18 protein-coding genes are annotated in these 18372 nt (G+C 68.4%); 14 read left to right on the top strand and 4 right to left on the bottom strand.

Annotation, left to right across the window (positions count from 1 at the left end; translation table 11 throughout):
• Positions 1-262 precede the first annotated feature (262 nt).
• Positions 263-1552: an adenylosuccinate synthase gene (locus ACIPJ2_RS06515; protein ID WP_402728081.1), complete on the top strand. Its 1290-nt coding sequence runs from the start codon at positions 263-265 to the stop codon at positions 1550-1552.
• A complete protein-coding gene (locus ACIPJ2_RS06520; protein ID WP_402728082.1) occupies positions 1549-2112 on the top strand; it encodes a low molecular weight phosphatase family protein in 564 nt (187 codons plus the stop codon). Before ACIPJ2_RS06515 ends, ACIPJ2_RS06520 begins: the two co-directional genes overlap by 4 nt.
• Here the strand turns inward: ACIPJ2_RS06520 and ACIPJ2_RS06525 are convergent.
• Positions 2075-3403: an MFS transporter gene (locus tag ACIPJ2_RS06525; protein ID WP_402728083.1), complete on the bottom strand. Its 1329-nt coding sequence runs from the start codon at positions 3401-3403 to the stop codon at positions 2075-2077. The genes ACIPJ2_RS06520 and ACIPJ2_RS06525 overlap by 38 nt on opposite strands.
• 54 nt (positions 3404-3457) lie before the next feature.
• Here ACIPJ2_RS06525 and ACIPJ2_RS06530 point away from each other — a divergent pair, with 54 nt between their 5' ends.
• The 4 genes from ACIPJ2_RS06530 (at position 3458) to ACIPJ2_RS06545 (ending at position 5629) form a co-directional block, all read left to right on the top strand.
• Entirely contained in the window at positions 3458-4249 is a 792-nt protein-coding gene (locus ACIPJ2_RS06530; RefSeq protein WP_402728084.1) for an AraC family transcriptional regulator, read from the top strand.
• Positions 4246-4671: a hypothetical protein gene (locus ACIPJ2_RS06535; RefSeq protein WP_402728085.1), complete on the top strand. Its 426-nt coding sequence runs from the start codon at positions 4246-4248 to the stop codon at positions 4669-4671. Before ACIPJ2_RS06530 ends, ACIPJ2_RS06535 begins: the two co-directional genes overlap by 4 nt.
• A gap of 237 nt (positions 4672-4908) precedes the next feature.
• Positions 4909-5241 (top strand): hypothetical protein, encoded by a 333-nt coding sequence (locus ACIPJ2_RS06540; protein ID WP_402728086.1) that lies wholly within the window; start codon positions 4909-4911, stop codon positions 5239-5241.
• Between the two features lie 58 nt (positions 5242-5299).
• Positions 5300-5629: a hypothetical protein gene (locus ACIPJ2_RS06545; RefSeq protein WP_402728087.1), complete on the top strand. Its 330-nt coding sequence runs from the start codon at positions 5300-5302 to the stop codon at positions 5627-5629.
• A 38-nt stretch (positions 5630-5667) separates the two neighbouring features.
• Here ACIPJ2_RS06545 and ACIPJ2_RS06550 read toward each other — a convergent pair whose 3' ends face one another.
• Positions 5668-6966: a PP2C family protein-serine/threonine phosphatase gene (locus tag ACIPJ2_RS06550; protein ID WP_402728088.1), complete on the bottom strand. Its 1299-nt coding sequence runs from the start codon at positions 6964-6966 to the stop codon at positions 5668-5670.
• 178 nt (positions 6967-7144) lie between these two features.
• On the bottom strand, positions 7145-7849 hold the full coding sequence (locus tag ACIPJ2_RS06555; protein WP_402728089.1) for a type II CAAX prenyl endopeptidase Rce1 family protein: 705 nt from the start codon (positions 7847-7849) through the stop codon (positions 7145-7147).
• A gap of 155 nt (positions 7850-8004) precedes the next feature.
• On the opposite strand from ACIPJ2_RS06555, the gene ACIPJ2_RS06560 reads away from it, so the two are divergent.
• From ACIPJ2_RS06560 to ACIPJ2_RS06595, 8 genes are all read left to right on the top strand, one after another.
• Complete coding sequence (locus ACIPJ2_RS06560) at positions 8005-9444, top strand: polysaccharide biosynthesis tyrosine autokinase (protein ID WP_402728090.1); 1440 nt, start codon at positions 8005-8007, stop codon at positions 9442-9444.
• A gap of 13 nt (positions 9445-9457) precedes the next feature.
• Positions 9458-10411: a WD40/YVTN/BNR-like repeat-containing protein gene (locus ACIPJ2_RS06565; protein ID WP_402728091.1), complete on the top strand. Its 954-nt coding sequence runs from the start codon at positions 9458-9460 to the stop codon at positions 10409-10411.
• A 2-nt stretch (positions 10412-10413) separates the two neighbouring features.
• Entirely contained in the window at positions 10414-11874 is a 1461-nt protein-coding gene (locus ACIPJ2_RS06570) for a sugar transferase (protein WP_402728092.1), read from the top strand.
• Positions 11874-12983 carry a glycosyltransferase gene (locus ACIPJ2_RS06575; RefSeq protein ID WP_402728093.1) on the top strand — a complete coding sequence of 370 codons (1110 nt, stop codon included), beginning with the start codon at positions 11874-11876 and terminating at the stop codon, positions 12981-12983. Before ACIPJ2_RS06570 ends, ACIPJ2_RS06575 begins: the two co-directional genes overlap by 1 nt.
• Before the next feature lie 62 nt (positions 12984-13045).
• Entirely contained in the window at positions 13046-13945 is a 900-nt protein-coding gene (locus tag ACIPJ2_RS06580) for a glycosyltransferase family 4 protein (RefSeq protein ID WP_402728094.1), read from the top strand.
• A complete protein-coding gene (locus tag ACIPJ2_RS06585) occupies positions 13942-15210 on the top strand; it encodes an oligosaccharide repeat unit polymerase (RefSeq protein WP_402728095.1) in 1269 nt (422 codons plus the stop codon). Before ACIPJ2_RS06580 ends, ACIPJ2_RS06585 begins: the two co-directional genes overlap by 4 nt.
• A complete protein-coding gene (locus tag ACIPJ2_RS06590) occupies positions 15207-16418 on the top strand; it encodes a hypothetical protein (RefSeq protein ID WP_402728096.1) in 1212 nt (403 codons plus the stop codon). Before ACIPJ2_RS06585 ends, ACIPJ2_RS06590 begins: the two co-directional genes overlap by 4 nt.
• Positions 16396-17676, top strand: coding sequence for a hypothetical protein (locus ACIPJ2_RS06595; protein ID WP_402728097.1), 1281 nt, complete (start codon positions 16396-16398; stop codon positions 17674-17676). The genes ACIPJ2_RS06590 and ACIPJ2_RS06595 overlap by 23 nt, the downstream gene beginning before the upstream one ends.
• On the opposite strand, the gene ACIPJ2_RS06600 is transcribed toward ACIPJ2_RS06595, so the two are convergent.
• Positions 17653-18300, bottom strand: coding sequence for an acyltransferase (locus ACIPJ2_RS06600; RefSeq protein WP_402728098.1), 648 nt, complete (start codon positions 18298-18300; stop codon positions 17653-17655). The genes ACIPJ2_RS06595 and ACIPJ2_RS06600 overlap by 24 nt on opposite strands.
• Between the last annotated feature and the right edge of the window lie 72 nt (positions 18301-18372).

Below are 18372 nucleotides of genomic sequence, written 5' to 3' on the forward strand. Positions count from 1 at the left end.
CCGCGCGTATCTCGCGCGGCGAGAGATCCGCACGCAGGGACGTGGGACCAGGGGGGTGTGCGCCGCCGGTGAAGCGAGCACGAGAGGCACGCTACGTCGTAATTGTTGCCCATGTGCAACGATCTCCGAGATGTCCCCCGTACTGGGGACTCTCGATGATCCGGCCATCCGAGAAGCGCACTCGGGTGCCCGTCCGATAGAGTCGAGTGGACCACCGGCCCGACGGTCGCGTGAGGTCCTCCGCGAACGTGAGGAGAACCAGATGCCCGCAGCAGTCATCATCGGAGCCCAGTGGGGTGACGAGGGCAAGGGGAAGGCGACCGACCTGCTCGGCAGCCGCATCGACTACGTCGTCAAGTTCAACGGCGGCAACAACGCCGGGCACACCGTGGTCGTCGGGGGCGAGAAGTACGCGCTCCACCTGCTGCCGTCCGGCATCCTCACCCCCGGTGTCACGCCCGTGATCGGCAACGGCGTCGTCGTCGACCTCGAGGTCCTGTTCCAGGAGCTCGACGCGCTGAAGGCCCGCGGCGTCGACGTCTCGAAGCTCCGCGTCTCGGCGAACGCCCACGTCATCACGCACTACCACCGCACCATCGACAAGGTGACGGAGCGCTTCCTCGGCAAGCGGCAGATCGGCACCACCGGTCGTGGCATCGGCCCGAGCTACGCGGACAAGATCAACCGCGTCGGCATCCGCATCCAGGACATCTTCGACGAGAACATCCTGCGGCAGAAGGTCGAAGCGGCCCTCGACCAGAAGAACCACCTGCTGGTGAAGGTCTTCAACCGTCGCGCGATCGACCCCGAAGAGGTCGTCGAGTCGCTGCTGTCCTTCGCCGAGCGCCTGCGCCCGATGGTCGCGGACACCGCCCTCGAGATCCACCGTGCCCTCGAGCGGGGCGAGACCGTCCTGTTCGAGGCCGGTCAGGCGACCATGCTCGACGTCGACCACGGCACGTACCCGTTCGTCACGTCCTCGTCGGCGACCGCAGGTGGCGCGGCGACCGGTTCCGGCATCGGCCCGGGGAAGATCCAGCGCGTCATCGGCATCGTCAAGGCGTACACGACCCGCGTCGGCGCCGGGCCGTTCCCGACCGAGCTGTTCGACGAGTCGGGGGAGTTCCTCCGCGCGAACGGTTTCGAGTTCGGCACCACCACCGGCCGCCCGCGTCGATGCGGCTGGTACGACGCCCCGATCGCCCGGTACACGGCGCGCATCAACGGCGTGACGGACTTCGTGCTCACGAAGCTCGACGTGCTGACCGGGCTGGAGACCATCCCCGTGTGCGTCGCGTACGAGGTCGACGGCGAACGCGTGGACGAGGTCCCCGTCTCGCAGTCGGACTTCCACCACGCGAAGCCGATCTACGAGGACTTCCCCGGCTGGACCGAGGACATCACCGGTGCCCGTTCGTTCGAGGACCTGCCCGCGAACGCCCAGGCGTACGTCCTGGCGGTCGAGGCGATGTCCGGCGCGCGCATCTCGGCGATCGGCGTCGGCCCCGGCCGTGACGCGATCGTCGTCCGGCACGACCTGCTCGACGCGTGAACGTGCGGGTCCTGTTCGTCTGCAGCGGCAACATCTGTCGGTCACCGCTGGGCGCACAGGTCCTGGAGGCTCGGCTCGGCTCGGTGGCGTCGTCGTACGTCATCGAGTCGGCCGGCACCATCGCCCAGGACGACATGGCCATGGACGGTGCGGCCGCCGCGCAGTCCGTCCGGCTCGGCGGCGACCCGTCCGCGCATCGGTCGCGTTACCTGACGGAGTCGATCGCCGCCGGCGCCGACCTCGTGCTGACCGCCGAGCGCTCGCACCGGGCCGACGTCGTCCGTCTGGCGCCGCGAGCCGCGAAGCGTGCGTTCACGATCAAGCAGTTCGCGCGGGTGCTCGACGGGCTCGAGCCGTCGGACCTCGCCGATGTGCACTCGCCGCAGGCCCTCGTCGAGCGGGTCGCGCGGCTCCGCGGCACCGTCGCGCCGCCGGCCGACCCCGCTGACGACGACGTCGACGACCCGTACCGCCGCTCGGAGGCGACGCATGCCCGCGTCGCCGACGAGCTCGACCGGGCGCTCACCCTGATCGCCGACGCCCTGCGCGCGGTCGCGTAGGGGCGCGCCGGGCGCGAGACTCCGCGCCCCGGGCGAGCACGTGGCGGTCGCGGCTGGCGGCAGCGCCGGCGAACCCCTGGACGACGAGCATCGCCAGCAGCACCCCGATCGGCGCCGTCCACCCGCCCGTCGCCGTGTGCAGCAGCCCGATCCCGAGCGGCCCGAGGCCAGCGAGCAGGTACCCGATGCCCTGCGCCATCGTCGACACGTGCGCCGTGTGCCTGGCGTCCGGGGAGCGCCACACGATGTAGCTGAGCGACAGGCTGATCGCTCCGCCCTGTCCGAGGCCGAGGAGCGTCATCCACACCCATGCCCCGGCGGCGGGCGCGACCGCGAGCCCGACGAACCCCGCCATGCAGAGCACGACGACCACGAGCACGGGCACCCACGACGGCCGGATGCGCCGGGCGATCGCCGGACCCGCGATGCCCGTGAGGATCCCGGGCAGGCTCGAGTACGCCAGCATCAGCCCCGCCGTGTGCGCGGAGACGCCGACGTCCTGCAGCACCGTCGGCGCCCAGGTCAGGAACGCGTAGTACGACAGGCTCTGCAGCCCCATGAACCCCGTCACGGCGATCGCCACCGGGTCGCGGAGGAGCGCCGTCATCCGGGGCTCGCCTGCCTCGGACGGGGCGTCGGCCGCGCGGTTCCGTCCGGCGACCCGCACGTGCCCCGGGTTCTGCAGCGCACGCGGCAGCCACACCAGGAACGCGAGCACGGCGGGGAGCGCCCAGAACGCCAGCGCCGGTCGCCACGATCCGCCGAACGCCGCCATGAGCGGCACGACCGATGCCGACGCCACTGCCGCGCTGAGGAAGAGCATCGTCGAGTAGAGCCCCATCATCAGCCCGACGCGGTGGGCGAAGTCGCTCTTGATCGCCGCAGGCATGAGCACGTTCGCGACCGCGATCGCCGCCCCCGCGAGCACCGTCCCGCCGTACAGTGCCCACCCCTGCGGCTCGAAGCGGAGCGCGATGCCGAGCGCGAGGACGGCCATCGTCAGCCCGAGCAGCCGGTGCAGTCCGACGCGCCTGGTCAGCACGGGCGTCAGGAAGGCGAACGCCCCGAATGCGAACACCGGGATCGTGGTGAGCAGGCTCGCCGCCGACGGTGTCAGGTGGAGCGACCGCTCGATCGCCGTGAGCACCGGCCCGACCGAGGCGACGCCCATGCGCAGGTTGATCGCGATGAGCAGCAGCCCCGCCCCGACGTACCAGGCGGCGAGCACACGGCGGCGTGGCGCTGGCAGGGGCACGGTCACGGGGAGTGGGACGGAAGCGGTCGAGGTCATGTCCTCATCCGACCACCTGCCACCCACTGCTCGGAACACGTACACTGCCGCTCGATGTCGAAAACCCGCCGCCTCGAGGACTTCGAGATCGACGCCCGCCTGACCGACGGCCGGTCCGAGGCCGCGTTCCTGTTCGACCACGCCGAGACGACGACTTCCCACACCCACACCCGCGGCCACCTGGTGCACGCCGCCAGCGGGGTGCTGTCGCTCATCACCGACGACGGCGCCTGGATCGCCCCGCCCAACCGTGTCGCGTGGGTGCCGGCCGGCGCCGAGCACCGGCACCGGGCCCACGGGGTGACCGACATGCGGGTCGTGTACCTGGAGGCGGATGCGGCCATGTCCCTGCCGTCCGGACCTGCTGTGCTGGCGGTCACCCCGCTCGCACGGGAGGCCCTGCTCGCCGCCACCGCGTCGGCACCGCGTTCCGAGGCGGCGCGGTCGCACCTGCGGATGGTCATCGTGGACGAGGTCGCGTCCGCGCCGGAGCAGCCGCTGCACCTGCCGGAGGCGCACGACGTGCGGCTGCGCCGCGTCGTGGTGATCGTGGAACGCGACCTGACCGTGGCATGGTCGCTCGGTGCCCTGGCGCGGGAGACGGGCGTGGGGGAGCGCACCCTGACCCGGCTGTTCCGCGACGAGACGGGCATGGGGTACCGGCAGTGGCGGCTGCAGCTCCGGGTGCACCGGGCGCTGGTGCTGCTCGCGCAGGGGTGGTCGGTGACGGACACCGCGGCGGCGTGCGGGTGGGCGACGACGAGCCAGTGCATCGAGCAGTTCTCCCCGCTGGTCGGCATGACCCCTGGGGCGTACCGTCGAGACGTGGGGAGCGTGGGCAGATGACCGAGCGTCTCAGGGCCAAGGCCGGGACCGCTGCCTGGCTGTGGTGGAGCGCGGTCGGGATCGTCGTCACGTTCGGCGTGTTGACGCTGCTGGGCCGATGGGTGCCGGCGGTGCCGCCGATCGCTGTGGCGTGGGTGTTCTCTGCGATCGCCGAACGCCGGGTTCGACAGGTCTTCCCGAGGCGTGCGCCCCAGTGGCTCGTCACGGTCGCGTACAGCGCCACGTTCGTCGGACTCGGTCTCGTGCTCCCGGCGCTGTGGCCGGACACCTGGCAGCGGGACAGTGCGCTGGTCGGGCTGGTGATCGGCATCGTGGTCCTCTCGTTCGGGGTGGTGACCGCGGTGTTCGCGGACCGGTACGTCCCCCGGCGGGTGATCGATGCGGAGATCGAGCGGTACCGGCGGTCCGTCGAGGATGCGTGATCAGGCGACGGGATCGTGCCCGATCCGCTGAATCGGTGGACTGTCCGCTCCGCGAGTACCCCGGTGGGGGACGTGTACCCCGGAAGTGCGTCGCACTGTCCCGCGAATCCGGGAAGTGATGATGGCCCGCATGAACAGAACCCGTGAATCGACGGGGCTCGCTGGCGAGGGGAGGGTCCGACGCCATACGGTTTGAGGACCGCAGGATGTACCCCGGAACGTGACAGGAGCAGCGCCATGAGCATGACCGACAGCAGCACGAAGACGCAGCGTGACGTGACCCTCGACACCGACACCGTCGACACGATCGCCGTCCTCGAAGCCGAGACCGTCAGCGCCGCGCGGCCGGCCCGCGCCAAGCTCACCTGGACGCAGGAAGACGCCGGCGAGTGGATCGCCAACTACGGCGGCTACTTCGGTGGATCGGTCGACAAGCGTGACGGACACTACGTCGCCTCGGACACGTTCGGCCTCGTCGTCGGCGAATTCGACTCGCTCGAAGACGCCCAGGGCCACCTCGCCGACCAGCTGCACATCATGCTGCCGCCGGTCATCCGTCCGGTCGAGTAGTCGAACAGCACCACACCCCCTGAGCACCACACCCCTTGCACGTCCTGAGGAAGGAACCATGAGCATCGCCGAGTCCCACCGCCCCGACACCGAGGCGAAGCTGGACACCGAGACGATCGAGGTCATCACCGCGATCGAAGCCGAGGTCGTCACGCCGTCGACCCCGACCCAGGCGCGCATCATCTGGTCGCGCCCGGACACCGGCCTGTGGGCCGCGAACTACGGCGGGTACTACGGCGGCACCGTCGACCAGCAGGGCGCGCACTACTTCGTGTCCGACACCTTCGGGCAGTACGTCGGGGACTACCGCACGCTCGACGAGGCCAAGGTCGCACTCGCCGACCGCCTCAGCCGAGTGCTGCCGGACGTCATCCGCGCGGCCCGCTAGCCGCAACCACCACGAGCTGACCGCCCGCGCAGCCGTCGCTACGCGCCGACGAGCTGTCCCGGTGCGCCGGTCAGCGCCGGTGCCGCCGCGACGGCATCGCGTCGCAGCGCCACCACGGTGACGTCGTCGTCGTGGTCCATCGACCGGGCGAGTGCGATGAGGCGCTCGACGATCGCTCCGGGGCTCGTGTCCTCGCGTGCGATCGCGGCGACGCGGTCGATCGTGTCGAGTTCGCCGCCGAACAGGTCGAGCACGCCGTCGCTGATGCACACCAGCACGTCGTCCGGTCCGAGTCGGGTCTCCGTCGCCGTCCACACCTCGTCGAGCCCCAGGCCGATCGGCAGATGCGACGACGCGAGTCGTTCGGCCGAGCCGTCCCGTCGCGCGATCACCGTCAGCCCGTGGCCAGCGTCGACCCACCGCAGCACGTCGCCGTCGATCCGGGCGTGGAACAGGGTCGTGAAGCCGGCCGTCGTCTCCACACGGTCCGGGTCGATCGCGAGGCCCTGCGATGCCCGGTGCACCGCAGCAGCGGGATCCGGTTCGGTACGGGCGCTCCGCAGCACGGCGCGGACCGCGGCTGCGAGCAGCGCGGAGCCGACCCCCTTGCCCATCACGTCGCCGAGCGTCAGCGTGAGGCCGCCGTCCGTCTCGTACCAGTCCAGGAAGTCACCGCCGACGCTCTTGGCGGGCAGGCACGTCCCGGCCACGCGGTACCCGGGAACCTGCCCGACCGACCGGGGGAGCAGTGAACGCTGGATCTCGGCAGCCCGCTCGATCTCGGCCTGGACCACGGCCTCCCGGTCGCGCGACCGCCGGAGCTGCGCGCCGTGCAGGCGGCTGAGCTGGTTGACCACGATCGCGAGCGTGCCGTACGCGACCAGCACGACACCGAGCCGGACGAACTCGGTGGTGGGGTCGATCACTCCGGCGCCGAACAGGAACGGCGTCAAGATCACGACCGCCGTGCCGAGCGCGGAGTACAGGATGAAGCGCCGACCCTCCTGCGCGGCGAGCCACACCACGGGGAGCACCACGAGCGCGGTGAACACCGACGAGGACGATCCGGTGGACCACCGCAGCATCCCGAGCGCGAGGAAGTCGATCGCCGGCACGACGTTGACCAACGCGGGGACCGAGCCGCCGCGGACGCCGATCACTGCGGACCAGAGGGTGGCGACGATCGTCAGCGTGATCGCGGCGAACAGCCCGCCCTCGTCGCTCACCGTGAGCTGCGGGATCGTCAGGGACAGGACCGTCGCCATCGCGACGAGCAGCGCGAGCGGAGCCTGCTTCATCAGCGGCGTGAGGGACCAGCGTTCGAGGAGTCTGTTCATCGTGTGCATGGGTCGCCTCCGCTCGCTGCCCTGATCCGAGGGCCCGTCGTGCCCTGGTTCGGGGCACGTCTGGTGTTCGGAGTCCTCGCGATCAACGCTAGGTGGCGGTGTCGCGTGGCAGCACCCCCAGAGCGAGTGGGGCGGGCGCGCCAGCACGCCCGCAGCGCGACCGGATCGGTCAGCGCGGCCAGGTCGCGACGACCGCCACAGCGTTGAACACCGCGTGCGCCAGGATCGCTCCACCGATCCGGTCCGTCATCGCCACCAGGGTGCCCGTGAGCAGCCCGAGCAGGAACGTGGTCACGAACACTTCGAACCCACCGAGCGTCGATCCGCCGGTGGTGATCAGCACGTGCACGATCGCGAACACGAACGCCGTCACGATCACCGCGAGGAACCGCGTCCGCGGAGTGAGCGTGTCAGCGAGTCGGCGCTGCACGATCCCACGGAACACGAGCTCCTCGATGATCGGACTGACGATGCAGGTCCCGATCGCCGCGATCAGCAAGAGGACGACGGACGGTGGTCCGAGCGTGGGCGCCGGAGTGAGCCCGGTCGTGCCGAAGAACGACAGCGACATCGCTGCATCCACGGCTCGGCAGACGATCACGATGCCGATCGCCGCGACCACGTCGGCGAGGTCGAGCCGGAACAGGGAACGGACAGCACGCGTCCGCCGCAGGGCGACGACCGCTCCGACCACGAGCGGCACCCACACGGCGAGATCGCTCGCCAGCACCTGCGTGACCGGATCCGGCAGACCCCCAGTTCGTGCGACACCGCCGACGATCCGTTCGAGCACGACCGCCACCACGATCACCACGAACACCACGAGAACCGCGCGGTCCCGAGGGCGAGCCTGGACCTCGGGCGACGGCTGCATGGCATCACCGTAGAGGACACGGTGCGCAACCCGACACCCGTCGACCCGAGCCGGACCCATCCGTGTGGCAGTATTTCCCTGCCGATTGCTGGGAAAATCCCGGCTCGCTCGCGCGAGGGACCGCGCGGCCGGCGTCCCACGGGGAAGGCAGGCGCGTGGAACTACGCGACTACATCACGGTGCTGCGCAAGGGATGGGTGCTCATCCTGGTGTTGGCGCTGGTCGGCGTCGCCGCAGCAGCCGGCTTCTCGGTGCTCAAGCAGCCGGTGTACTCCGCTTCGGCGCAGGTCTTCGTCTCCACGCAGACGAGCGGCAGCGCGAGTGACCTCGCGCAGGGCAACACCTTCACGCAGCAGCGGGTCCTGACGTACTCGAACCTCGTGACGACGCCGATCGTCCTGCTGCCGGTGATCTCGAGCCTGAAGCTCGACATGAGCGCCGACGAGCTCGCGAAGCTCGTCACCGCCGATGCCCCGACGAACACCACGCTCATCGCCATCACCGTCAACGAGACCGACCCCGTGCAGGCCGCCGACATCGCGAACGCGACGTCGCAGAGCCTGACGAACGTCGTGCAGAACATCGAGGCCACCGACGCGAACGGCGCCAGCACGGTGAAGCTCACCCGCGTCAAGGAAGCCCAGGTCCCGAGCACCCCGATCAGCCCGAACGTGCCCGTGAACGTCGTCCTCGGCCTGCTCGTCGGCCTCGCGCTCGGTGTCGGCCTTGCCGTCCTCCGCGAGACGCTCGACAACCGCGTCCGCACCGAGTCCGACGTCGAGAAGGTCAGCGACAAGCCGATCGTCGGTGGCATCGCCTTCGACAGCAAGGCGTCGGAGCGTCCCCTCATCGTGCAGGTCGACCCGCGCAGCCCCCGCGCCGAGTCCTTCCGTACGCTCCGCACCAACCTGCAGTTCGTCGACATCGGCAGCGACGCCCGCACCTTCGTGATGACCTCGTCCGTCCAGTCCGAGGGCAAGAGCACCACCGTCGCGAACCTCGCGATCGCCCTCGACAGCGCGGGCTACAAGGTCATCCTCATCGACGCCGACCTGCGTCGTCCCCGCGTCGCCCAGTACATGGACCTCGAGGGCGGCGCCGGTCTGACGGACGTCCTGATCGGCCGCGCCGCACTCGAGGACGTCGCCGTCCCGTGGGGCCGCGGCAACCTGGTCGTCCTGCCGGCCGGCGAGATCCCGCCGAACCCGTCCGAACTCCTCGGATCGCAAGCGATGAGCATGCTCATCGAGCGTCTCGAGGCGCAGTTCGACTACGTCCTCTTCGACGCCCCGCCGCTGCTCCCCGTCACCGACGCCGCCATCCTGTCGAAGAAGGCATCCGGCGCGATCGTCGTGGTGGCGTCCGGCAGGACCATGAAGGGCCAGCTCGCGGGCGCCGTCCAGTCGCTCGAGAACGTCGGTGCCCCGATCGCAGGCTTCGTCATGACGATGATGCCGACCAGGGGACCCGGGGCCTACGGCTACGGCCGCTACGGCTACGCGTACGGGTACGGCACCGACGAGGAAGACGCCCCGAAGCCCCCGAAGCAGGCTCGCCGCGGTCGCGTCGGTGCGCTCCGGAAGGCGGAGCGGTGAGGGTGGTCTCCACGTGAGCCCGCGCCGAGGACCCAGCAGCCTCGGCCGAGCGATCTCGCGTCGCACCCTCGTCTGGGTCGGGATCGTCGTCGTCGCCCTCGTGGTGATCGACGTGGTCCTGGTCGGTCTCGCCGTCGCGCGCACCGCGCCCGAGACCAACGGCACGGCCGGTCCGATCCCCACCTTCTCCAGCACCCCGATCCCGACAGGGACCGGCACGGCTGCTCCGCAGCCCACCGCCACCAGCGGGACCGCAGCGATGGTCACGCCCGGCCGCCACCTGCTGTCCGCCACCAACGGCCTGGAGGCATGGCGAGCCTCCAGTGGGACCTGTGGCGGTGACGAAGCGGTGCTGCAGCACACCGTGGACGGCGGGAAGTCGTGGACCTCCGTCGGTCTCGGTGACGGTGTGAGCACCGTGCTGGCGCTCCGCGCCAGCAGCACCGGCGTCGCCGTCGTCGCCGGCACCGGTGACGACTGCGCGCCCACCGTCCGCACCAGCACGGACGACGGTGCCACGTGGAAGGACGGTCCGGATGGAGCGGCCGGCGCCGCCATCGGGACCGACGGTCTCCTCCTGAAGAGCGGCACCGTCGACGCACCCTGCCCGGACCCGATCGAGGTCTTCGAGGGCACCTACACGACCGCCGTCACCTGCGACGGCGAGGTCCAGTGGCGATCCGGCACCGGAGCGTGGGTGGCTGCGCCGATCGACGGCGTCCGATCCCTCGCCGACGCCGGCAACACCTACACGCTCGCCCGCACCGGCATCGCGTCGTGCGAGGGCGTGCAGATCGCGAGCATGCCCGCGGCGAAGGTCACCGCCACCACCGAGGCCACCGCGGTCGGCTGTGCAGCCGACGCCGACGCCAGCGGAGCGGTCACCATCGCCAGGAGCGGCCAGCACGTGTGGTTGTGGGCCGGTGACTTGGTGCAGGTGTCGGGTGACGGTGGTGTCACGTGGTGACGATGACCAGCCGGCAGACGACGGCGGCGGTACCGTGGGCGAAACGCTACGCGCGGCGGATACTCGTCACAGACGTGCTCGTGCTGATCTGGGTCGCGTTCGGCGTGCAGATCGCCTGGTTCGGGCTCGACAGCGCCCAGGTCGCGGTCAGCGGCAGCACGGCTGACCTCGCGGTCGGGTACACCACCGTCTCGCTCGCGGTGATCGTGGCCTGGCTCGTAGTCCTCGCGATCTACGACACCCGTGACCACCGGTACATCGGCACCGGCTCGGCCGAGTACCGCCGGATCGTCGACGCGTCGATCCGGCTCTTCGCCTTCGTCGCGATCGTCGCCTACGCGTTCAAGATCGACCTCGCCCGCGGCTACATCTTCATCGCGTTCCCGCTTGGAACGCTCGTGCTCATGCTCAGCCGGTGGATGTGGCGGCAGTGGCTCAACGCCCAGCGCCATGGTGGCGCGTACTCCGCGCAGGTGCTGCTCGTCGGGTCGACCGACAGCGTCGAGCACATCGCCCGCGAGCTCGCTCGGCATCCGGAGGAGGGCTACCGCGTGGTGGCGGTGTGCGTGCCGTCCGGTTCGATCGGTGGGCAACTTCCGGGGACGGAGATCCCGATCGTCGGGCGTATCCCAGATGCCCTCTCGGCGCTGGGGTCGTCCGGGGCCGACACCGTCGTCGTCACCGGTTCCGAGGAACTCGGCGCGCAGGCGGTCCGCGAACTCAGCTGGGGGCTCGAGGGAGGGCGACAGCACCTGATCGTCGCGCCGAGCCTGACCGAGATCAACGGTCCCCGCATCCACACCCGCCCGGTCGCCGGCCTGCCGCTGATCCACGTCGAGATGCCGCGGTACGAGGGCTCGACGCTCTTCCTGAAGCGAGCGTTCGACATCGTCGGATCCGGGCTGCTGATCGCCGTGCTCTCGCCGGTGCTGATCGTGCTCGCCCTCGCAGTGAAGTGCACCAGTGCCGGCCCGGTCCTGTACCGCCAAGAACGCGTGGGGCTCAACGGCGACCCGTTCAACATGCTCAAGTTCCGTTCGATGCGAGTGAACGCCGACGACGAGCTCGCCGCGCTGCTGGCCCAGCAGGGATCGTCGGACAAGCCGCTGTTCAAGGTCTCGAACGACCCGCGGGTGACCTCGATCGGGCACTTCCTGCGGAAGCACTCCCTCGACGAGTTCCCGCAGCTCTTCAACGTGCTGCTCGGGTCGATGAGCCTGGTCGGTCCTCGGCCGCAGCGCTCCGGCGAGGTAGCGCTGTACGACAACGCCGCACACCGTCGTCTGCTCCTCAAGCCCGGGATGAGTGGGCTCTGGCAGGTCAGCGGTCGTTCCGCGTTGTCGTGGGAGGACGCCATCCGGCTCGACCTGTACTACGTCGAGAACTGGTCGATCACGGGGGACGTCACGATCCTCTGGAAGACCGTTCGTGCGGTGCTCGCGCCGGGGAACGAGGCGCACTGATGGTCGGGCTGATCGCGCACGAGTGGATCGCACCACACGGCGGTTCCGAGAACGTCGCCGAGGCCATGGCTCGTGCGTTCCCGGACGCCGACGTGCTCGCGCTCTGGAACGACGCCCCCGGGCGCTTTGCCGGCCACGACGTCAGGGAGACCTGGCTCGCTCGTTCGCCACTCCGCCGAAGCAAGGCAGCTGCCCTCCCATTCATGTCCACCGCGTGGCGCAGCGCGAAGACCGACGAGTACGACTTCGTACTCGCCAGCTCGCATGTGTTCGCACACCATGTCGGAGGGCGACGAGCGACACGGAAGTTCGCGTACGTCCACACTCCCGCCAGAACGATCTGGGCTCCGGAGCAGGACACCCGCGGCGCAAACCCGCTGGTGCGCTCGCTCGCACCGGCGTTCCGCAGAGCCGATCGTCGCCAGGTTTCCTCGGAGATCACCTACGCCGCGAACAGCCGGTACATCCAGCAGCGCATCGCGGACGTGTGGGAACAGGACTCCACCGTCATCTACCCGCCCGTCGACGTGCGCACGATCCGTGCCGGCGGCTCGGGATTCGACGCCGTTGACCAGCAGATCCTCGACGGCCTTCCGAGCGACTTCGTCCTGGGTGCCTCTCGCTTCGTGCCCTACAAGCGCCTCGACCTGGTGCTCCGGGCCGGTGCTACGGCGGGCCTTCCGGTCGTCCTCGCCGGTAGCGGTCCGATGCGCGCCGAGCTGGAGGACACCGCACGTGGACTTCGCGTGCCGGTGCACTTCGTGCACCGGCCGTCGGATGCCGTACTCCACGAGCTCTACCGCCGCGCGAGCGTGTTCGTCTTCCCTGCCGTCGAGGACTTCGGCATCATGCCCGTCGAGGCCATGGCCGCGGGCACCCCGGTCGTCGTCTACCGCGAGGGCGGGGCGAGCGAGAGTGTCGAGATGGTCGGCGGGGGAGTCGTCGTCGACCGATTGGCTGAGGGACACCTGGCGCGGGCAATCCGCGACGCCGTCGGATTCGACATGAGCGCTGTCCCCGAACGGGTCGAGAAGGGATTCGGAGAGCGCGAGTTCCGCTCGCGGCTCCTCGACTGGATGCAGCTCCCGCGTGAGGAGCGCACCCGATGACCCTCTACGTCGACACCAGCCGTGACGGCATGCACGGCATCGGCCGCTACTCGCGAGAGGTCGTGTCACGGCTCGACCTCGAGTGGACCGACCTCGGCCACCGTCTGCGCAAGCCGCTGCCGGTCGACGCTCTGAACCCCAAGCGCATGTCGCTCTCGAAGAACGACGTCGTCTACGCGCCGGGCTTCAACGCGGGCATCACCCGTGCGACCCAGCTCCTGACGATCCACGACCTCATCCACCTGCAGGTTCCGTCCGAGGGATCGGCGCTCAAGACCCTCTACTACGAGCGGATCATCAAGCCGGCCGTGATGAAGGCTGGCCTCGTCTTCACGGTCTCCGAGACGTCAGCGGGCTACATCGGTGAGTGGCTGGGCGATGACTCCGTCGAGATCGTGAACACCGGTAACGGCGTCTCCTCGGAGTTCACTCCGGACGGACCGGCGCTGCAGAATTCGACGCCCTTCTTCGCATACGTCGGGAACCTCCGTGAGCACAAGAACGTCGACGTGGTCCTGGACGCGCTCGGACTCCTCGACGACTTCGGCATGGTCATCGTGACTGCGGATGTCGCCGAAGCGCGTCGCCGAGTGACCGAGCGAGGTCTCGAGAATCGCGTCGTAGTGCGTAACCGCGTCGATGATGCTGAGCTCGCGACCATCTACCGAGGGGCGGCCGCCGTCGTGATGCCCTCGACGATCGAAGGATTCGGTCTGCCTGCCGCCGAAGCGGTTGCATGCGGACGTCCTGTCGCCTACTGGCAGGGGTGCGCGAGCGTGGCGGAGATCGTCGGCACGTTCGGCAGCGCCGTGGAAGGTGCCCGGGACGTCGACGAATGGGTCGAGGCGCTGCAGACCTTCGGCGACACCGAGTTTCCGCCCCCCAGCACCGATCGTCGGAGCGCCTGGGCGTGGTCCTCAGTCGCTCACGTTGTGGCGCAACGGGTGGCGGGCGCATCGTGATCAAGCCGTACCGGTGGTTCCAGCCGTGGATGCTGCTGCTGCTCCCAGTGCTCGCCAGCTTCCTGGCCTGGGTCGTTCCAGGTGAGGGGACCTACCTACGGGGGTTCGCCGTTCGGAGCAATTTCTCGCTCTCAGCAGCGTTCGCTCTCGGTGCGTGGTACCTCGCATGCATCCTGGTGCTCGCGTTCGGGTCAGCGATCGGGCGAACGGTCCGGCCGTCACGTGGCCTGCTCGCCGCTGAGCAGAGCGCGTTCTTCGAGCGGTACTTCTATCGAATGCTCACGGCTTTCGCGATCGTCGGTGTCTGCGGCGCGTACTACCTGATCTCGCGTGACCTGTCGATCGTCGCTGCCATCCAGTCGGATCAAGCCAATTTGCTGTCCGAAGCACTCCTGGACGGTTCCTCGGTCGGCACCTTGCGATACGCGGTGACGGTGGCCGCTCCTGTCGGGCTGATTCTCGCGCTCGAACGGAAGGCCAGCTGGTTGTCAGCCGGGGTCAACCTGGTGATGCTGCTGGCTGTTGTCCTGTTGAGCTCTCGACTCTCGCTGATCATGGCGACTGCTGTCTTCATCTTCCTCTACTACCAGCGCCGGCCAGCCGGACGCCTTCGACTCGGCATGGCAACTTGTGCCGGGATTGCTCTGTTCCTGCTGCTCGCGGTGTTCAACTACACGCGGAACGCGAATTACTATCGCTCCTTCGGCGTTGACAACCCTATTGCGATGAACGTCTACCAGATACTCAGCTACGTCGGTGCGCCGTCGCAAGTCTCCATTGGTGTCGCGGATGCGATCGTTGGGGGCCGGTTCCCGGTGAACGTGTCGGCTGTGCAGGCGCTTCAAGCCGTCGTGCCGACATTTCTGCAGAGCGAGAAAGGGGACAAGTCGGCGGCCACAGACCTCGGCCTGTATGCCTATCAGGTGGATGTCGCACCGAACCTCAACGCGAATTCTTCCTTTGCTGACGTCTATGCGCAATGGGGGTGGTGGGGGCTTGTGTACACGCTCATCGTCCTGGGGATCGCCGCCGCAGTGTTCACGCATTTCCGGCAGTACAAGTCCGCCGTGGCGGTCATGGCTGGTGTCATGGCATATGGCTTCCTCGAGTACTGGCGCGGGTACCTCTTCAATACCGGAAACATCGTTTTCCTGGTCCTGATCATCATGTTCTCGGCATGGGCAGCCCGCTTTTTCGCTAATTTGCGACCATCTCGGGATCCGTTGCCCAACGCTCAAGAACAACTGCTGGGAGAACCTCTATGAATAGCTCAACCCGCCCAGAGGGCGTCATCTACTGCACCGTCGTCGCCCAGAACTACCTTCCTCAGGCGCTGGCGCTCTACGACAGCGTTCGTGCGGTTGAACCCGACAAGGAACTCGTGATTCTGGTCGTCGACGGCGACCGACGTGAGATCGAATCCGGACGGCCGGGTCTCCGCGTGGTCACGACGGAGGTGCTCGGTCTGGCACCCCGGGATGTCCTCGAACTCGCGGCGATCTACGACGTCGTCGAGTTCTCGACTTCGGTCAAGCCCCTCCTCTTCAAGGCGCTTCTCGCGGAGGCGGGAACGGTGGTCTATCTCGACCCGGACATGATGGTCGTGTCGCCGCTGTCCGAGCTCGAGGGCCTCGTCGCCGAGCACGGCATCGTGCTCACGCCGCACTTCCTTGAGCCGATCTCCGAATCGACCGACCACATCACGGAGGGCCACGATCTCACGGTAGGTGTTTTCAACCTCGGGTTCTGCGCGGTCGGACGCTCTGCGATCCCGTTCCTCGACTGGTGGTGGTCGCATCTCGAACGGGAGTGCCTGATCTACCCGCTGCTCGGTGTCTTCGTCGATCAGAAGTGGGTAGATATCGGCGCGAACTTCTTCGGAGCGCACTCCCTGCGGCACGGCGGGTACAACGTCGGCCCGTGGAACCTCCACGAGCGCCGTTTCGACGAGTCCGAGGCGGGTGGCTACCGGCTGAGCGAATCGGGAGACGAACTGCGGTTGATCCACTTCAGTGGATTCAACCCGGCTGATCCCGAAGCAATCAGTGTCCGACTCTCGGTGGACATGCGTGATGTCGGGGACGAGTTCCCGGCGTTGCGCGAGGTGAGCTACCGCTACGCGGATGCCGTGAACGCTGCGCGGCGTGCGCTCGGGGGCGTGCCGCAGTATGGCTTCGGGCGTGACGCGGATGGCGCGGTGATGACCAAGCGCACTCGCCGCGCATACCGGAAAGCGTTGCTCGAAGTTCCGGCGGGGGCACGACTTCCGTCGCCCTTCTTGGACCAGGAGGTTGAGCGGTTCCGGTCGTGGAAGCGCCGTTCCCTCCTGACACGACTCGGAATCACGCTCGGCGACGCATCGATCGCGGCCAAGTACTCCTTCCCCGACGAGTTCACGCTCGTCAAGAAGCGGATGCCGGGGTTCGGCGCGGTCCGCAAACGGCTGCTCGATGCCGGAAGAGTTCGCCGCTGATGGAGTCTCGATGAGTAGGCGTCGGCTCGGTGCTCTGGCGGGCTACGCCCTGTCTGTCGGTCTCACAGCGGCGGTCACGCTCGTCAGCATCCCGATTCTGATCGCAGCAGCCGGGGCACATGCCTGGGCGAGTATCGCTCTTGCGCAAGCCGTCGGTACAGCCGGGGCGATCCTCGTCGGCTTCGGGTGGGGCATCACCGGTCCGACTGTCGTGGCCAGCACGGGCCAAGCCGAGCGCTTGGACTACTTCGTCTCGTCGTTCTGGTCCCGGGTGACCCTCGCGGTTCCCGCTCTCGCGATCACCGCCGCGGTGACGTTCGTGTCTACGTCCACCGCTTCGGGCGCGTCGACCCTCAACGCAATCGCGTACACCCTGACAGGTCTTCTGAGTGGCTGGTTCTTCACGGGGAGTTCACGCCCGTGGTCGTTCTTCCTGCTGGACGCGATCCCTCGGATCGCCGGTGCCTCCGTCGGTACCGCGGCAGTCTTCTTCGGAGCTCCCCTCTGGGTATTCGGCGCAGCCCAGATCGTCGGGATCCTCCTCGGCGTCGCTGTCACCGTTTCTCGGATTGCTGGCAAGAAGGTCCGGCACGCGCCGCGGCCACGTGCGGTCGCGATGACGCTGCGCAGTCAGTCGCACGGGATGCTCCTGTCGAGCGTGTCTGCGATCGTGACAGGGCTCCCGCCCGTGCTGGTCTCCCTCCTCGCACCTGCCGCTCTGCCGGCGTATTCGCTCGCGGACAAGCTCATGCGATTTGCGACCACCGGATTCTCGCCGGTCCTGCAGTTCCTTCAGGGATGGGTGCCAGCAGCCATCGGCACTGCGCGCATCCGGAGAGCGAATCGTGCAGCTTGCAGCGGTGCGGTCATGGCAATCGTGGCAGGGATCGCGTTCGCGCTGTTGGCACCTCTCATCGGCGACCTGCTCAGCAGAGACTCAGTCCAACTCGATGGCTGGACCGCTGCCGCTTTCGGCCTCGTCCTGGCCGCTCTCATCGGAGCGCAAGTCGTGGGCCTCGTCGGACTGCTCGCGCTTGATGCGACTCGTCAGTTCGCGAGGTACACGCTCGTCGGGGCGTTCGTCGGCATGCCGTTGACCGCACTCGGGGCGTTGTTCGGAGGGGCACCCGGTGCGGCGTTCGGGTTCGCAATCGGTGAGCTGCTTGCGCTCACACTCGAAGTGACTCTGTTCTGGCAGATCGCACGAGGTCCGGAGCGCTACGGGAGTGCGCGCTCAGATCCGGACCCAGCCGTCTGAAGCACTCCAGGTCTTGAGCGGGCGAGCGGGCACCCCGCCGACGATCGTTCCAGCAGGAACGTCTCGCGTGACGACGGAGTTGGCGCCGATCACGGCACCATCGCCGATCCGGAGCGGACCGATGAGCGCCGCGTTGTCACCGATCCAGACGTTCTGGCCGATGGTGATCGGCCCGCCGCCGCCCAAGGGACGCCGTGCTGGAGAGTCGAGCGGTCCGGACTGATGCGACCCCGAGTAACGGCCGTGGTTGTGATCGGAGATGTAGACGCCGCTACCGATCAAGCACCCGGTCCCGATGGTCACGGACGTGATCGCCGAGATGTGCACGCGATTCGAGAAGGAGACGTCGTCGCCGATCGTGATGTGAGGCGAGTACGTCTCTCCCTCGTATGACGCGACCGCTTCCAGCCAGAGATCTGAGCCGCTGGAGAACCGAGCACCGAAGTCGATCTGACGCCCTCCTCGGATTTCTGCACGAGGCCCGAAGAAGCTTCCGGGCGCATTCAATTGGGCACCGAGGATCGCGCTCGTGAGCTTGCGAAAAGCGCGACTGCCGACGCGTCCGACAGCGAGTAGCGGGGGTTCGACGTCAAGACGAAGTGTGCGCGTGAACGAGCGGATCATGAGGTCGATGGGTCCAAATCAGGTGATTGTCGACGTTGATTGCAGTGAACTCGGAGCGTGCAACCGCAGCGG

It is taken from the genome of Curtobacterium sp. NPDC090217, from assembly GCF_044746705.1.
Taxonomy (GTDB): Bacteria; Actinomycetota; Actinomycetes; order Actinomycetales; family Microbacteriaceae; genus Curtobacterium.

What these genes read in the sequence shown, in the direction of transcription:
- ACIPJ2_RS06570 (WP_402728092.1), top strand. Translation starts at nt 10,414, where the DNA reads ATGACCAGCCGGCAGACGACGGCGGCGGTACCGTGGGCGAAACGCTAC.
- ACIPJ2_RS06550 (WP_402728088.1), bottom strand. Translation starts at nt 6,966, where the DNA reads ATGAACAGACTCCTCGAACGCTGGTCCCTCACGCCGCTGATGAAGCAG.
- ACIPJ2_RS06535 (WP_402728085.1), top strand. Translation starts at nt 4,246, where the DNA reads ATGACCGAGCGTCTCAGGGCCAAGGCCGGGACCGCTGCCTGGCTGTGG.
- ACIPJ2_RS06525 (WP_402728083.1), bottom strand. Translation starts at nt 3,403, where the DNA reads ATGACCTCGACCGCTTCCGTCCCACTCCCCGTGACCGTGCCCCTGCCA.
- ACIPJ2_RS06575 (WP_402728093.1), top strand. Translation starts at nt 11,874, where the DNA reads ATGGTCGGGCTGATCGCGCACGAGTGGATCGCACCACACGGCGGTTCC.
- ACIPJ2_RS06540 (WP_402728086.1), top strand. Translation starts at nt 4,909, where the DNA reads ATGAGCATGACCGACAGCAGCACGAAGACGCAGCGTGACGTGACCCTC.
- ACIPJ2_RS06515 (WP_402728081.1), top strand. Translation starts at nt 263, where the DNA reads ATGCCCGCAGCAGTCATCATCGGAGCCCAGTGGGGTGACGAGGGCAAG.
- ACIPJ2_RS06545 (WP_402728087.1), top strand. Translation starts at nt 5,300, where the DNA reads ATGAGCATCGCCGAGTCCCACCGCCCCGACACCGAGGCGAAGCTGGAC.
- ACIPJ2_RS06555 (WP_402728089.1), bottom strand. Translation starts at nt 7,849, where the DNA reads ATGCAGCCGTCGCCCGAGGTCCAGGCTCGCCCTCGGGACCGCGCGGTT.
- ACIPJ2_RS06530 (WP_402728084.1), top strand. Translation starts at nt 3,458, where the DNA reads ATGTCGAAAACCCGCCGCCTCGAGGACTTCGAGATCGACGCCCGCCTG.
- ACIPJ2_RS06590 (WP_402728096.1), top strand. Translation starts at nt 15,207, where the DNA reads ATGAATAGCTCAACCCGCCCAGAGGGCGTCATCTACTGCACCGTCGTC.
- ACIPJ2_RS06595 (WP_402728097.1), top strand. Translation starts at nt 16,396, where the DNA reads ATGCCGGAAGAGTTCGCCGCTGATGGAGTCTCGATGAGTAGGCGTCGG.
- ACIPJ2_RS06600 (WP_402728098.1), bottom strand. Translation starts at nt 18,300, where the DNA reads ATGATCCGCTCGTTCACGCGCACACTTCGTCTTGACGTCGAACCCCCG.